Here is a 14,775-nt window from a genome sequence, read left to right as displayed (position 1 = left end):
ATCTTGCGATGCACTCAACACAGGGTTCAGACGGCGGATCGTCTCAACCCTTTCCTTGTTCTATGAAAACAGACCGGACGCAAAAGATGCTTCAGACAGAATCGACCAACGGGAACGCCGCCGAATACGACATCGTTCACTTTGCCAAGAATCGCTATTCCGCCAAAGCTTACGATCCCAGTCGCAAGATCTCCGATCAGGATGTGGAAAAGATCAAGGAGCTGCTCCGCTACAGTGCGTCGAGCGTCAATTCTCAGCCGTGGCATTTCATCCTCGCGTCGTCCGACGAAGCGAAAGAGAAGATCGCCAAATCGACCGACAGAATCTATCCGTTCAACAGCAACTCGATTCGCAAAGCTTCGCACGTCGTCGTCTTCTGCAGCAAGTTGGACATCGAAGAAGATTACCTGCAACGGGTGTTGCAGCAGGAGGAGAAGGACGGTCGCTTCGCTGCCGATCCGGCGATGAAGGATCGAATGCACGCCGGCCGCAACATGTTTATCAACATCCACAAACAGGACATGAAAGACGTTCAACATTGGATGGACAAACAGGTCTATCTCAACATCGGTTCCTTCCTGCTTGGCGTTTCGGCGATGGGGATCGATGCGACGCCGATGGAAGGCATCGAAGTCAAGGTGCTGGACGACGAGTTTGGACTGCGGGAACGTGGCTACAGCAGTCTGGTTGCCGTGACGCTCGGTTATCACGATCCCGAAGCCGACTACAACGCCAAACTGACGAAGTCCCGCCTGCCGTATGCCGAAATCCTGACCGAAGTCTGAACCGTCGGGAGTTGATCCCCGTGACGAAACTTAGCAAAACCAAAGCGAATCAAAATGAAACTGTTTGAGAAGTACTCCTTAAAAGATGTCACGATGCGGAATCGCATTGTGGTCTCGCCGATGTGTCAATATTCGTCGGTCGATGGGGCTCCCAACGATTGGCATCTTGTCCATTTGGGATCGCGGGCCGTCGGCGGTGCGGGAATGGTGATCGTCGAAGCTGCGGCGGTCTCGCCCGAGGGGCGTATCAGCCCAGGAGACGCCGGCATTTACAGCGACGATCATGTCGAACCGTATGCGAAGATCAACCGGTTCATGAAACAACAGGGAGCGGTCCCGGGCATTCAGATCGCACACGCCGGTCGCAAGGCGAGTGCCAGCCGACCGTGGGAAGGCGACGAACACATCGGCTCCGACCAAGGAGGCTGGGATACGATCGCTCCTTCGGCCAAAGCCTTTGGCGGCAGTCTACCCAAGGTTCCCCAAGCGATGAGCCTCGTTGACATCGCGCGCGTCAATATGAACTTTGTCCAGGCCGCGGTTCGCGCCCTCGAAGCCGGCTTCGAATGCCTACAGGTTCACTTCGCACACGGCTACCTTGCTCACGAGTTCTACTCGCCGCTATCGAACAAGCGGACCGACCAGTACGGCGGCAGTTTTGAGAATCGGATCCGCTTTATGCTGGAAACCTTTGAAGCGGTTCGCGAAGTCTGGCCCGAGCGGCTGCCATTGATGGTGAGGCTTTCGGTCACCGATTGGATCGACGGCGGCGTGACCGTTGAGGAATCGATCGAATTGACGCGGCAGTTGAAAGCCAGCGGATTGGATCTATTGGACGTCAGCCACGGCTTTGTCACTCCCGACATTTCGACGATCCCTTGGGGCCCCGGAATGATGCTTCCAATCGCCGGTCGGATCCGTGAAGAGGTCGGCATCCCCACGACGGCAAGCTGGTTGATCACCGAACCGGAACAAGCCGCAGCGGCCATCGACGACGGGCAAGTTGATGTGGTCTCGTTGGCTCGTGAGATGCTCCGCGATCCCTATTGGCCCTTCCACGCTGCGAAGCAACTGGGCCTCGCCGACGCTGAACAGATCCTGCCGATTCAATACGCTCGCGCGGCGAGATGACTTGCGACGCACGGCTGCAAAAATCGGGAGACCACATCCCGCCGGACCTAATCCGCTTATGGAAGTCCAATCAGCTGGATTTATCGGCGGCAGACTCATACTACCGACCTGCCTCACATCATGGGCTCCGAGCCCGCATCCTCTAAGGAACGAACAATGAAAGCGATCGGATACAAAACTGCCGGCCCCATTACCGCCCCAGACGCACTGATCGAATTTGAAGCTGGATCGCCGGAATTGCAGCCTCACGATCTATTGGTCGAGGTTCGCGGTATCTCGGTCAATCCAGTCGACGTAAAAGTGCGTGCCAGTCAAACACCGGACAGCGGCACCAAAATCATCGGCTACGACGCGGCTGGCGTTGTCCGGCAGATCGGTAGCGAGGTCAGGCGGTTCAAGGTGGGTGACGAAGTTTTTTACGCCGGCGACATCACGCGTCCGGGGACTAACGCCGAGTTCCATGCCGTCGACGAACGAATCGTTGGCATCAAACCATCGTCGATTGGTTTCGCCGAAGCCGCCGGTTTTCCGCTGACATCGATCACCGCTTGGGAACTGCTGTTCGATTCGTTGGCCGTAGAAGAAGGTGCAGGTGAAGGCGAGAGTCTTTTGGTGATCGGCGGCGCTGGCGGCGTCGGGTCGATTCTGATCCAACTTGCAAAGAAGCTTACCGGGTTAACGGTCATCGCCACTGCGTCGCGTCCGGAAACGATTCAATGGGTTGAGAAAATGGGAGCGGATCATGTGATCAACCATCGCGAATCGCTAGTCGACCAATTGAAGACGCTCTCGCTGCAGCCGCGTTATGTCGCTTCGCTGACCGGCACCGACGGACACTTTCCCGCAATCATCGAACTGATTCAGCCTCGCGGTCATGTCGCGTTCATCGACGATCCACAGACGCTCGACATTAACGCGGGCAAACCGAAGGCGTTGAACTTCAGTTGGGAGTTCATGTTCGCCCGATCGATGTTTCAAACCGACGACATGGAAGTCCAACATCAGCTACTAAATCGCGTCTCGCAGATGATCGACGACGGAACGTTGATTTCTACCGTCAACAACAACTTGGGCAAGATCAGCGTTGAAACACTGAAACAAGCCCATACGGAGCAAGAGAGCGGCCGAGCGATCGGCAAAAACGTACTCGATGGCTTCCAATAGTCGCTATCGTCTTCTCAACAAACAGATCGACGCTTCACTGTGTCGTCGATCCAACCACTTAAAAACCTCAGCCCACTCGGAACCTTTAAACATGGCAAACCTCACTATCGTCGCACACATCCACGCCAAAGCCGACCAGATTGATTTCGTGAAGTCGGAACTTGAAAAGATGGTCGCTCCCACGCGTGCGGAAAAAGGCTGTGTGCAATACGACTTGCACCAAGACAATGATCACCCGACGCATTTCATGTTCTTCGAAAACTGGGAATCCCGCGAACTCTGGCAGGATCACATTAACAGCCAGCACGTGCAGGCCTATCGCGCCGCGTCCGAAGGGGCTGTTGAATCTTTCACGCTGCATGAAATGACGCAGATCGCTTAGTCCGCGTTCGAGCAACGCCCCGCTTTTCACCTCGTCACCTCGGAGAAATCCCATGCCATTTAGCGCCCTGATCGTCGAGAAGACCGACGAATCAAACGTCTCGGTCGCCATGCAGTCCTTGACCCTCGATCGTTTGCCCGCGGGTAACGTGACGGTGGCCATCCAGTACACGACGGTCAATTACAAGGACGGGTTGTGCATGCAGCCGAACAACGGTTTTGTCCGCAACTATCCCCTTGTTCCCGGCATCGATTTCGCGGGCACGGTGGAATCGTCGGATGATCCTCGCTACAAACCTGGCGATAATGTGGTTCTGACCGGCTGGCGTGTCGGTGAATCGCACTGGGGTGGATATTCTCAGAAAGCGCGCGTCAACGCCGACTGGTTGGTCCCGTTGCCCGACGGACTGACGACACGACAAGCGATGGCGATCGGAACCGCCGGCTTTGCGGCGATCCTGGCGGTGTTGGCGTTAGAGGATCATGGACTGACGCCCGACCAAGGCGAAGTCCTCGTGACCGGGGCTGCGGGGGGAGTTGGTTCGATCGCGACAGCTGTTCTCGGCAAGCTGGGCTATCAAGTTGCGGCAGTCACCGGGCGGCCCGAGACCGCCGACTACCTGAAGTCTCTTGGGGCGGCACGGATCATTCCTCGCGGCGAAATCGACACGGTCTCGAAAAAGCCGTTGGAGTCCGAAACGTGGGCCGGTTGCGTCGATGCAGTCGGTGGCGAGATGTTGGCTCGCGTTTTGGGACAGCTGAAATATGGTGCGTCGGTCGCAGCGGTAGGGCTTGCCGGTGGAGCCGCGATGCCAGCCTCTGTGATTCCGTTTCTGTTGCGCGGCGTTAACCTGTTAGGCATCGACAGCGTGATGCAGCCTTATGAAAATCGGTTGATCGGCTGGCAACGTCTAGCGACCGACCTGCCGCTGGACAAGCTGGATGCCATGATCCAACCCGCGAAGTTAGCCGATGTTCCGCAACTGGCCTCCGATATTCTCAAAGGCCAGGTCAAGGGACGCGTTGTCGTCGACGTAAACGCATGATCGCATGCGAGGTCGCGAACCGTTAGCGTTCGATGATCCGAATGCAGGAGGGACGGGGTATTTCGATCGGATCCGATGCGGCGGTCAGTTTGCCTGTCGCCGGATCGATCCGAAATACCACGACGTTATCGCCTGGCATGTTTGCACAGATCAGCAGGCTGCCATCGCCGGTGATCGCCAGATTTTGGGGCCCCTTGCCAAGGCTGGGGGCGATCTCGATCAGACTCAACTGGCCATCTTCGGCGATCCGATATGCGGCGATGCTGTCGTGTCCGCGATTGGTACCGTAAAGATAACGTCCGTCGGGCGTGATCTTAACGTCGGCGGTGTTGCTGACGCCGCTGAAGTTTTCGGGGAGCGTGGCGATCGTCTGGCGTTCGACAAGCATTCCCGAATCGGCAATAAAATCGTACGACGTGATCGTGTTCAACAATTCATTGATCACGTACAAGTGCTTCCCGTTGGGATGGAACGTCAGGTGCCGCGGGCCAGCTCCAGGCGGCGTGCGGACAAACGGTTGGCTGTTGGGCGTCAGTTCCGCCGTCTCTGGATCGAAGGCATAACAGAGCACTTTGTCGATTCCCAGATCGGCGGCGTAGGCGAAGCGGTTGTTTGGTGCGATCGCAAACCCGTGCGCGTGCGGTTCGCCTTGCCGTTTCGTGTTGACGCTTGAACCTTCGTGCTGCACAAATGAAACCGGTTCGGAGAGCGAACCGTCCTTCTGCACCGCGTAGGAAGCGACGTTGCCGCTGGAGTAATTCGCCAACACGACGCTCTTCCCCATCGGATCGACTTCCAGGAAACAGGATGCTGTTCCCTTGGACGACTGGCGGCCCAATGGACTCAGTTTGCCCGTCGTCTGATCGATTTTGAAGGCGGCGACTTGTTCGGGCTCCTTGCCCCCAAACGTCGGCGCGAAGATCGAATAGAGGTATTGGTGGTCGGGCGTGACGGCGATGAAAAACGGATTTTCGAGCGTGTCGTCGCGATGCAGCGGCTTCAGTTGGCCAGCTTCCGTATCGAGTTCAAAGGCGTGGATCGCACCTTGTTCGCCCGAGGTGAAGGCGGAGATATAGACAAGCGGCTGGCCAGCTTTGGCGGCAGGCGAGGTTAGCATCAGGAACAGGCTTCCAAGGATGAGGGCTCTGGGGATTCGCAAGTCAGTGAACATGGGGCACCGTGGGATGGCAAGTTGTGGTTTCCACGTCGAGCCAACACAGAGGGCAGACAGTGGAACGGCGGCAGGGCGGTTGGTCAACCGTAGCCCGACGGGAGCAATGTCCCGCGAGATAAAAGCGTGTCGGTTCAACGCACCGCGGTAACGGGTGAGCGATCGGAGATATCGTCTTCCAAGGAAAAAGTATAGTAGATGGCGCTGGCTGACGGAGCCGGTTCGCCAATTTCTCGATGGAGACTCCGCAGCGCATTTTCGTCAGCTAAGGGAGCGCTGCTATGCGGGGTTATCGTTGATGGGAGGGAGCCAGTTGGTCGCCTTTCGCTCCGCGAAAGTGCGTTGGCGCGGCGCACTTTCGCGGAGCGAAAGGCGACCAACTGAAACACGATGCCAGTACCCTATTTTTTAGAAAGTGCTTGATTGTCGGCAAACAAAGGCTCATATTGGCGACAGAACGCGGCCGTTTCGATCTGCTCGATTTTGCTGCGAAGATCCCCCGCCCCCCACCTGGAGCTTCCCCCATGAATGTGCGCACTCTGTTGTTTCTGCTGCTTGCTTGCAGTTCGTTTGGCACACACTTGATAGCGCAATCGCCACAAACCGTGATGACGCTGCCGACGGGACCGGACAATCCACGCAACACCGAAGGGGGCTTTGTAACGTTGAAGGACGGGCGAATTCTGTATATCTATTCGCGATTTTTGGGCGAGAGTGGCGGGGACAACGCCCACGGCTATCTGACAGCCTGCACTTCGGACGACGGTGGGAAGACTTGGACGAACCACGATGAACCGATCTTTCCACGCGAAGGGAAAGAGAACGACATGTCGGCGTCGCTGTTGCGGCTAGCCGATGGCCGGATTGCGTTGTTCTATCTCGTAAAGCACTCGATCATGGACTGCCGCCTGCGGATGCGGACCAGCAGCGACGAAGCGAAAACGTGGAGCGATGCTGTCGACTGCATGCCCGGCGAAACGAACTATTTTGTCGTCAACAATGACCGCGTCATTCAAACGCGATCCGGGCGGCTGATCGCTCCCGCCGCCGTCCATGTTCGCGACGGCAAGTGGACCCGAGAATCCGACATCGCTTGCTACCTGTCGGACGATTCAGGCAAGACGTGGCGACGCGGCAAACAGACGTTTCACGGAATCAACGAGGCCGGCACCCGTTACCTGACGCAGGAACCGGGCGTCGTCGAACTCAAAGATGGCCGGATCTTGCTGTGGTGCCGAGCGAACATCGGCACGCAAGCTTACGCCTATTCCGAAGATGGCGGAGAGACCTTTTCGCCGATGAAGGCTTGGAACTTCAGCAGCCCCGTCTCGCCGGCGTCGATCAAGCGGATTCCTTCGACCGGCGACCTGCTGCTTGTTTGGAACGAGGGAACTGGTCGTCGGACGCCACTGAACGCGGCCATCTCTTCGGACGACGGCGCAACCTGGACACACAACGCCGCGATTGAAACCGATCCCAAGGGATGGTTCTGCTATACCGCAATCCACTTTGTCGACGATCGCGTCCTGCTGGCCTATTGGTTGACTGAACAACTGAAGCGTCCGTTGAAGATCGGCACCAAGATCGTCAGCGTTCCCGTCGACTGGTTCTATCAAAATGATGCGGGAGTTTCGCAATGACCACGGAAACGAAGTCGAACGACGTGCGAAATACCGCGAGGCAAAAGTGTTACGACGCGTTGCGACGCCTGCTAATCTGCGGCCAGATCACGCCGGGGTCGCGACTGCCAGAAGTCGAATGGTCCGAACGGCTGGAAGTGCATCGCGGTGCGCTACGCGAGGCGATGGTGCTGTTGGAGCACGACGGTCTGCTGACGCTTGGAAAAAAGGGAGGCTTCTTTGCTCCCATGCTCGGCGATTTCGAATTCGAAGAACTGATGCACGCCCGCTGTGTGCTCGAATCGGGCGCGATCAAAATGGCGGCTCAACGGCGACTGAAAAAGGAAGCCTTCAAGCCGCTGTTGGACCTCTGCGAAACGATGCAGACGTTACATGATGCCGACATGGAACTCGGCTTTTGCGAAGCCGACTATCTGTTTCATCAGGCGTTGGTCGCCCTCTCGGGGAACTCGCGATTGATGAAGATGTATTCCCATTCGGCTCAACTGATCTTCAGCCTCTCCGCGGTCGAAGATCTGCAAACCGTACGGAGAAAACGGCTGCAAACCCTCGGCGACCATCGCGAACTGTGTCGGATGATCATGTCTGGGGAGACCGACGCGGCGATCGCGCTGCTCGAAAAACACATGTCCACTTCACTCAGTAGCTGAACTCCTCCACCGGCAACTTTTCCCAACCGCACCTCCGCCGATTCCATCTCTCCTCACCACGTTCCTAAGAAGCCCTGCCTGATGCGATCTCAGCCCCCCAAACGTTTTGCCCTGATCTTCGCGGCCGTTAGCGTCGTCCTGTCGTCCACGGAAAAGGTACCCGCTGCCGACGCTCAGCCCCCCTGCGTCTCCATCGTCAAACGGGAACTCACCGACGCTGTCTCGCCGTACTATCGAGCGATCTATGGCGACGTTGCGAAAGATCGCTTGGTTAGCTCCAGCTGGCAGTCGGATGACAACGGCAAGAACTGGAGTCCGATCCGGTCGCATCACGCGCTTGCCAGAGGCTTGACGCCCGGCTTCCGCCGCAATCCAACCACGTCGACGCTCGACCCAAATCGCAACTGCGTGTTGGCGATCGTCAACGCGTTGGACACGCCGAACTTGGACCCCAAAATCAATGAGCCGCCGATCGCGCAGAAGACTTACTATTTGCGCTATCGCGTTTCGACCGACGGCGGTGCCAGTTGGTTGTGCGACGATCCGATCGTTGGCGTGGGAGACTACGACGCAAAACATCCGTTCGATGATCTGTGGATCGGAAAAAACGCGATCTATGTCGGCGATAACGGTTGTGCGCCGATCGTCACCGACAGCGGACGCGTCTTGCTGCCGGTGCAGATGACGGTTCTCGACGAAGCTGGCGAACTCTATCAACCACCGCGGGCCCATACCTATACCGAAGCCGTCGCGTTGGTCGGCACGTGGACTGACGAAAATCGGATCACTTGGCGAATGCCGACGCGAGTGAAAGGCGATCCGGAGAAAACCGTTCGCGGTTTGATCGAACCGACGATCGCCGAGGCACCCGATGGACGGATCTTGATGGTGATGCGGGGCAGCAACTCGCACGACTCGACCGTCGCATCGAGCAAATGGTTTGCAGTTTCCAACGACGAGGGAGAAACGTGGAGCGAGCCAAAGCGTTGGGCTTACGACGACGGCACCTCCTTCTATTCGCCCAGCAGCATGTCGGTGCTGATGCGTCACAGCAGCGGGCGGATCTTCTGGGTTGGAAACATCACCCCCGAAAATCCCAAAGGCAACTTGCCGCGATTCCCGTTGGTGATTGGCGAAGTCGATCCGCAATCGCTGCAGTTGATCCGGTCCAGCGTGGTCGTCGTCGACCAGAAGAATCCGGAAGATGCCAACCGCGGGCGGCTGGATCTATCGCACGTCCACCTGATGGAGGACCGTGAAACCAAGGAAATGATCCTGACCTACACGCGAGCATATCACGCCTATCGTCAGCGCGAATTTGCCCTGCTTCGCCTGGCCCTATCATCTCCCGAAGACGCTCAATAGTAACGGCGACTTGCCGTTTTAGACTACATCCATTTCGCATCCTAAATCGTTAACCAAAAGCTATTCCGATATGTCCACGCGACTAATTTCCGCCATCTGTACTCCGCTGCAATCCGACGGCAGCCTTCACGAGCCTGGACTTGCGGCTCACATCGAAGCCCAACTGGACGCTGGAATCAACGGATTGTTGGTCGCCGGAACGATGGGACTGATGCAGTTGCAAACCGATGCGACCTACAAGCGGTTGATCGAAGAGAGTGTTCGCGTTAACGCGGCGCGTTCGGAGATTTGGATCGGCGTCGGCGATCTCAGCTACCAGCGAACGCTCGAGCGGATTCGGGTCGCGGAACAGCATGCTGTCGATGGCCTAGTCGTGCTGACGCCCTATCTGATGAAGTTCAACGAGCAGGAACTGATTCATTACTATCTGAAACTGGCCGATGCGTCGACCAAACCACTTTTCCTGTACGACCTGCCTGTTTTGACGGGAACCGCGTTGTCGATGGAGTTGGTCGAACAGGTGACGGCCCATCCAAATATCCATGGGCTGAAGTGCACTCGCGATTGGGAATGGACGACCGAGTTGTGGAATCGTTTCGGCAGTCGAACGCGCGTCGTGCCAGCTCAGCCTGAACGCGTCGCCGATCTGGTTCGGATGCAGGTTCCCGATAACTTGGATGGCCTGTTTGCGATCTTCCCGAAACTGAGTCGCGCGTTGGCCGACGCCGCCGATGCCGGGCAATGGGAAGAAGCGGCGCGGTTGCAAGCCGACCTCTCCAGTTACCTGACGATCGCTCGCGAGATCAGCTTGTTCGGAGCAGTAACTGCGACTCTGAACGCACTCGGAACCGAGGGGCTGATGGCGCCGGAGCCGTATTACCAGTTGTCGCAGGAAGAACGAGAGGCGTTCTTGAGCGAACCAACGATCCGGCGTCTGATCGATACTGAATCTGCCTGCACCTCCGGCACCTCCAACGCTTCGTAGCGCCAATATGGATTTGAAACAGATCGAAATCGTTGGTCGACATCCAGGCCCGAGGCTGCTGATTCTGGCCGGCGTACACGGCGACGAATACGAACCGATCGCGGCGGTCCGACGCTTGGCGGACCAGATCGATCGTGAAGATTTGAACGGCAGCGTGACGTTGGTTCCGATCGCCAACCAGCCGGCGTACCGTCGTCACAGCCGAATCGGAGCTGACAAACTGGATCTGGCACGCACGTTCCCCGGTTCGCCCAATGGTACACCGACCGAACAGATAGCCCACGCGATCACCAAACTCATCCAGCAATCCGACTTGATGATCGACCTGCACACCGGAGGGCTCGCGATGGAGATCTCTCCTTTGGTTGGCTACATGTTGGTCTCCGATCCGGCAACGTTGCAGAAGCAGCGGCAGATGGCGATCGCCTTCGGTTTACCGATCGTCTGGGGTACATCCGCAAAACTGGAAGGACGCTCGCTGTCGGCTGCCCGCGACGCCAACGTTCCGACGATCTATGCGGAGTGGGGCGGAGGTGGAGGTTGCCAAGCCGACGGAGTCGCCGCGTATACAGCAGGATGTTTGCAAGTCATGGCCGACTGCAATATGACTTCTGCGCCGGCTGCTGCGGCGCCGGTAGACCGCTGCGTTATCGAAGACGATCGTGATACGAGCGGTCATCTGCAGCTCAACTACCCCGCACCACACGGCGGCTTCTATGAACGGACGCTCGCGTTAGATAGTGCCGTTCGACCCGGCGATGAACTGGGCCGACTCTTCGATCCGTTTACATCCCAAGCGACATCGATTCGTTCGACACAGACGGGACGCCTGATCACGCGTCGCGTCTTGCCGCCGGTCGAAGCGGGGGATTGTCTGGCTGTGATTTTGGAAGATCCCGCCGAAACAGGAGCCAGCAATGAATAGTCGACCCGTTGTCATTGTCACCGGAGCAGCGCAAGGCCTTGGTGCCGCTACCGCTCTGGAATTTGCAAACCGCGGCTACGAGTGTGTGCTGATCGATCGCAACGGCACGGCGATGCAAGCCGTCGCTGCGGATATCGAAAAGCTGGGGCGTCGTGCGATCCAGTGCGTCGGTGATCTGTCGGATCTCGCGTTCGCGGAATCAGCCGTCACCCGCTGCGTGCAGGAACTTGGCCGCATCGACGTCCTGGTCAACAACGCTGCTTGGCGGAAGATCGGCACGATGCGAGCGATGCAAGCCGACGAATGGGATCAGACGCTGCGAGTCTGCTTGACGGTACCCGCATTTCTCGCCAAGTGGTGCGCCGCCGAGATGGAGCCCGCGAAGCGAGGCGTGATTCTGAACATCTCCAGCATTCAATCAAAGCTAGCTGCTGGCATTAGCCCCGCCTACATCGCAGCCAAAGGCGGCCTCGATTCGCTGACCTATGAGTTGGCGACGCTGTACGGCCCGTCGGGGATTCGCGTGCTGAGTCTGAACCTCGGCGCGATCGATACCGAGATGAGTGCCGACTACGTCAGCGAGGAAGGCGAGAACGTTAGCGCTGCGGTGCGCCAGTTCGCAGAGGGGATGATCCCGCTGCGACGCTTTGGCAAGGCCGAAGAGATCGCTCGCTCGATCGCGATGTTGGCCAGCGACGACGCCAGTTACATGACCGGTGCCTGCCTGGAGATCGACGGCGGCTGGACGCACCAATCGAGCCCCTATCCGTTGAAAAACAAACAGTTCCCAAAAGAGTTCCCCGAGTCTTAGCCCACACAACCACTGCTAGTTACCCACGCGTCGTTTAACCGCGTGCCCAACGGGCCGCGCGTCCGAACACAAACTCAACGTTGGAGTCGAGGCTTCAGCCGACAGCGCGCGGGGCGTTGCCACGCGGTTAAACGAAGCTTGAGAAACACAACACAAAGACACACCAACATCGTTTAACCGCGTGCCCAACGGGCCGCGCTTCGAACATGAACTCAGCGCTGGAGTCGAGCCTTCAGGCGACGGCGCGCGGGGCGTTGCCCACGCGGTTAAACGAAGCTTGATAAACACTGCACAAAGCCACACCAACTTCGTTTAACCGCATGCCCAACGGGCCGCGCTTCGAACATGAACTCAACGTTGGAGTCGAGGCTTCAGCCGACGGCGCGCGGGGCGTTGCCCACGCGGTTAAACGAAGCTGCAAATACGCGACACAGACACACCGACATCGTTTAACCGCGTGCCCAACGGGCCGCGCGTCCTGAATTTTTTACACGATCCCAAGACGACACCTCATGCACGACATTTCACTGGGCGAAGGCAATACGCCTCTGGTTCGTTCCCACCGCATCGGCCCGGAGCTGGGATTGTCGAACCTGTTTTTTAAACTCGAAACCGTCAATCCGTCGGGATCGTATAAGGATCGGTTTGCAGCGGCTGCGATTTCGGAGATGGTGCGACAGGGGAAGCGGCGTGTGATCGCAACTTCAAGCGGCAATACCGGATCGGCATTGGCAGCGTATTCCGCCGCTGCAGGACTGGGCTGCAAGATCGCGATCGTCGACGGCGCACCGGCGGGGAAACTGCGGCAGATGATGGCTTACGGTGCGGATATTACGAAAGTCCGTGGCTTTGGCCTCGATGCCGAGATCACGCGAGCTACGTTTGAGGTCTTGCAACGGATGGGAGACCATCCCGATGCGGAGCTACAGATCAGCGCCTACCACTACAGTCCGATCGGCATGAGCGCAGTCGAAGCGATTGGCCGTGAAATCGTCGGGCAGCTTAGCACCCTGGATAAACAGGCCGATCACGTTTTCTCCTGCGCCGGCGGTGGCGGACTAACGCTTGCTGTCGCACGCGGCGTCCGCGATGCAAGCGAGAAAAGCGAAAGCGGCACCGCGACGCGAGTCCACTGTGTTCAACCGGCCGGCAATAACACGATCGCGGGTCCGCTGCGCGATGGAAGCGAAAACGCCCAGTCTGTCGAATGCACGACGAAGATCAGCGGCCTGCAAGTTGCCACGGTGATCGATGGCGACGCGGTGATCGCCGCTTGCCGTGACAGCGGGGGAACGGGATGGTTAGTCGAGGACGCCGAGATCTATCGATCGCAACGCGACTTGGCTCGGCTGGAAGGAATCTTCAGCGAACCGGCGGGAGCGGTTCCGTTGACCGGACTAAAAGACGCCGTCGCCCAAGGGATCATTCAGCCCGATGAGACGGTTGTCTGTCTGGTCACGGGAACGGGATTCAAAGATCTCGATTCGGTCGACGCGATGCTGGGCGACAACGCTTGCCCGACGGTTTCGTTGGACGAATTCCAGCGAGACAGTCAGTGATCGAGTACAAAGTACATCCCCACCGCAAATCCCACCCTTCACTCACAGGATCTCGTCTCATGCGTCAGCCGATCTCACTTCTAAGTTCTCTTGTAATTGTCGTCAGCCTCTCGATGGTGGCTGACGCCGCAGATCCCAGCAACTCTGCAGCCACGCAGGACCAGATCATTCAGGTGTTGCGTAAGGGGCTGGCCAGCGACGAATTCTGGCCATCGATGCACGCCGCCGAAGCGATGTCGCTGGCGGGCAAAGGGGACGAAGTCCGTGCGGCTCTCGGGCCCGGACTGCATTCGACGGAAGACGCTCAGCACCGCTGCGGCGTCGCTCGCGAACTGTTTCGCGCCGGCGACAAATCCGCTGTCGCCGTGTTGCTTGAAATTCTGGCTGATGAAGATCCGCACGGTCATGTGCACGCGTGTGAATCGCTGTTCAAAATCGGCCAGATCGGCGACGGCGTGATGCTTCGGAAGCACATGCAGGAAGGCGAACTGGCAACGAAACGATTGATGGCCGCGGCCGCGTTGGCTCGATCGGGCGACGCCGAAGCGTTGGCATTGCTGCGTGCTCAGGTTCTCAACGAAGACGACAACATCGCGCGGATCGCCGCCTGGACGTTAGCTGTCGACGGCGATGCCAGCGACCTGCCGGCGTTGCGGAGCCGACTGGCCTCAATTGACAACCCGCAATATCAAACCTTCATGTTGGCAACGATGGCGACGCTGGGCGACAAGGCGGCGGGTGCCAAGTTGCAGGCTGCGTTGGGTAGTGAAGATCCGGGGATCCGCGTCTTTGCCGCTGAGTTCTGTGGTCACGCCGGGCTCACCACAGCTCGGGAAACCTTGATCAACCTGCTGCAGGACGAAAATCTCGACGTCCGGATTCGGGCCGCACAATCGCTGCTGCTATTGGATGCCAACGACAATCGATAGGCGGGTGCTGCGCCGGAGTGACGTCCCTCAATTGGGAAGCCGTGAAATATTGACGCGGTTGATTTACGATATTCAGCGGTTTGACTAGGATGGCGGGCGTGAGGAGCGAGCCGACTTGGCACGCCTAAGAAGATTGAAGCTATCTTGGATTTCATCCATCCAATTCGATCGACGACGACCCGACGTGGCATCAGCCTGACGTTGCTGGTTGTGTTGGCGTGTGGCATGATCGG

General features: G+C 58.0%; 14 protein-coding genes. 13 read left to right on the top strand and 1 reads right to left on the bottom strand.

Annotated elements, in window-relative coordinates; genetic code table 11:
* Window positions 1-86: 86 nt before the first annotated feature.
* The 5 genes from nfsB to CA51_RS13270 all read left to right on the top strand — a co-directional run bounded on the left by nfsB (window position 87) and on the right by CA51_RS13270 (window position 4,507).
* Window positions 87-785, top strand: coding sequence for an oxygen-insensitive NAD(P)H nitroreductase (gene nfsB / locus CA51_RS13290; RefSeq protein WP_145121330.1), 699 nt, complete (start codon window positions 87-89; stop codon window positions 783-785).
* Window positions 786-839: 54 nt separating this feature from the next.
* On the top strand, window positions 840-1,916 hold the full coding sequence (locus tag CA51_RS13285) for an NADH:flavin oxidoreductase/NADH oxidase (protein ID WP_145121328.1): 1,077 nt from the start codon (window positions 840-842) through the stop codon (window positions 1,914-1,916).
* A gap of 156 nt (window positions 1,917-2,072) precedes the next feature.
* A complete protein-coding gene (locus tag CA51_RS13280; RefSeq protein WP_145121326.1) occupies window positions 2,073-3,080 on the top strand; it encodes a zinc-binding alcohol dehydrogenase family protein in 1,008 nt (335 codons plus the stop codon).
* Between the two features lie 91 nt (window positions 3,081-3,171).
* On the top strand, window positions 3,172-3,462 hold the full coding sequence (locus tag CA51_RS13275; protein WP_145121324.1) for a putative quinol monooxygenase: 291 nt from the start codon (window positions 3,172-3,174) through the stop codon (window positions 3,460-3,462).
* A 52-nt stretch (window positions 3,463-3,514) separates the two neighbouring features.
* Window positions 3,515-4,507, top strand: a complete 993-nt coding sequence (locus tag CA51_RS13270; RefSeq protein WP_145121322.1) for an MDR family oxidoreductase — start codon at window positions 3,515-3,517, stop codon at window positions 4,505-4,507.
* Window positions 4,508-4,529: 22 nt separating this feature from the next.
* On the opposite strand, the gene CA51_RS13265 is transcribed toward CA51_RS13270, so the two are convergent.
* Window positions 4,530-5,624, bottom strand: a complete 1,095-nt coding sequence (locus CA51_RS13265; protein ID WP_231745670.1) for a lactonase family protein — start codon at window positions 5,622-5,624, stop codon at window positions 4,530-4,532.
* Between the two features lie 578 nt (window positions 5,625-6,202).
* On the opposite strand from CA51_RS13265, the gene CA51_RS13260 reads away from it, so the two are divergent.
* From CA51_RS13260 to CA51_RS13225, 8 genes are all read left to right on the top strand, one after another.
* Window positions 6,203-7,318: a sialidase family protein gene (locus CA51_RS13260; protein WP_145121318.1), complete on the top strand. Its 1,116-nt coding sequence runs from the start codon at window positions 6,203-6,205 to the stop codon at window positions 7,316-7,318.
* Window positions 7,315-7,968 (top strand): GntR family transcriptional regulator, encoded by a 654-nt coding sequence (locus CA51_RS13255; protein WP_145121316.1) that lies wholly within the window; start codon window positions 7,315-7,317, stop codon window positions 7,966-7,968. The genes CA51_RS13260 and CA51_RS13255 overlap by 4 nt, the downstream gene beginning before the upstream one ends.
* An 81-nt stretch (window positions 7,969-8,049) precedes the next feature.
* On the top strand, window positions 8,050-9,333 hold the full coding sequence (locus CA51_RS13250) for a sialidase family protein (protein WP_145121314.1): 1,284 nt from the start codon (window positions 8,050-8,052) through the stop codon (window positions 9,331-9,333).
* Window positions 9,334-9,403: 70 nt separating this feature from the next.
* A complete protein-coding gene (locus CA51_RS13245; protein WP_145121312.1) occupies window positions 9,404-10,318 on the top strand; it encodes a dihydrodipicolinate synthase family protein in 915 nt (304 codons plus the stop codon).
* A gap of 13 nt (window positions 10,319-10,331) precedes the next feature.
* Window positions 10,332-11,243 carry a succinylglutamate desuccinylase/aspartoacylase family protein gene (locus CA51_RS13240; protein ID WP_197451156.1) on the top strand — a complete coding sequence of 304 codons (912 nt, stop codon included), beginning with the start codon at window positions 10,332-10,334 and terminating at the stop codon, window positions 11,241-11,243.
* Window positions 11,236-12,054, top strand: a complete 819-nt coding sequence (locus CA51_RS13235) for an SDR family NAD(P)-dependent oxidoreductase (RefSeq protein ID WP_145121308.1) — start codon at window positions 11,236-11,238, stop codon at window positions 12,052-12,054. The genes CA51_RS13240 and CA51_RS13235 overlap by 8 nt, the downstream gene beginning before the upstream one ends.
* A 512-nt stretch (window positions 12,055-12,566) precedes the next feature.
* Window positions 12,567-13,613: a pyridoxal-phosphate dependent enzyme gene (locus tag CA51_RS13230; RefSeq protein ID WP_145121306.1), complete on the top strand. Its 1,047-nt coding sequence runs from the start codon at window positions 12,567-12,569 to the stop codon at window positions 13,611-13,613.
* Window positions 13,614-13,672: 59 nt separating this feature from the next.
* Window positions 13,673-14,542 (top strand): HEAT repeat domain-containing protein, encoded by an 870-nt coding sequence (locus CA51_RS13225; protein WP_145121304.1) that lies wholly within the window; start codon window positions 13,673-13,675, stop codon window positions 14,540-14,542.
* Window positions 14,543-14,775 lie beyond the last annotated feature (233 nt).

Origin of the sequence: Rosistilla oblonga (genome assembly GCF_007751715.1) — a bacterium.
GTDB classification, from domain to species: Bacteria; Planctomycetota; Planctomycetia; order Pirellulales; family Pirellulaceae; genus Rosistilla; species Rosistilla oblonga.
Note: the sequence above shows the minus strand (reverse complement) of the source record. Positions and strands in the feature narration are given on the sequence as shown.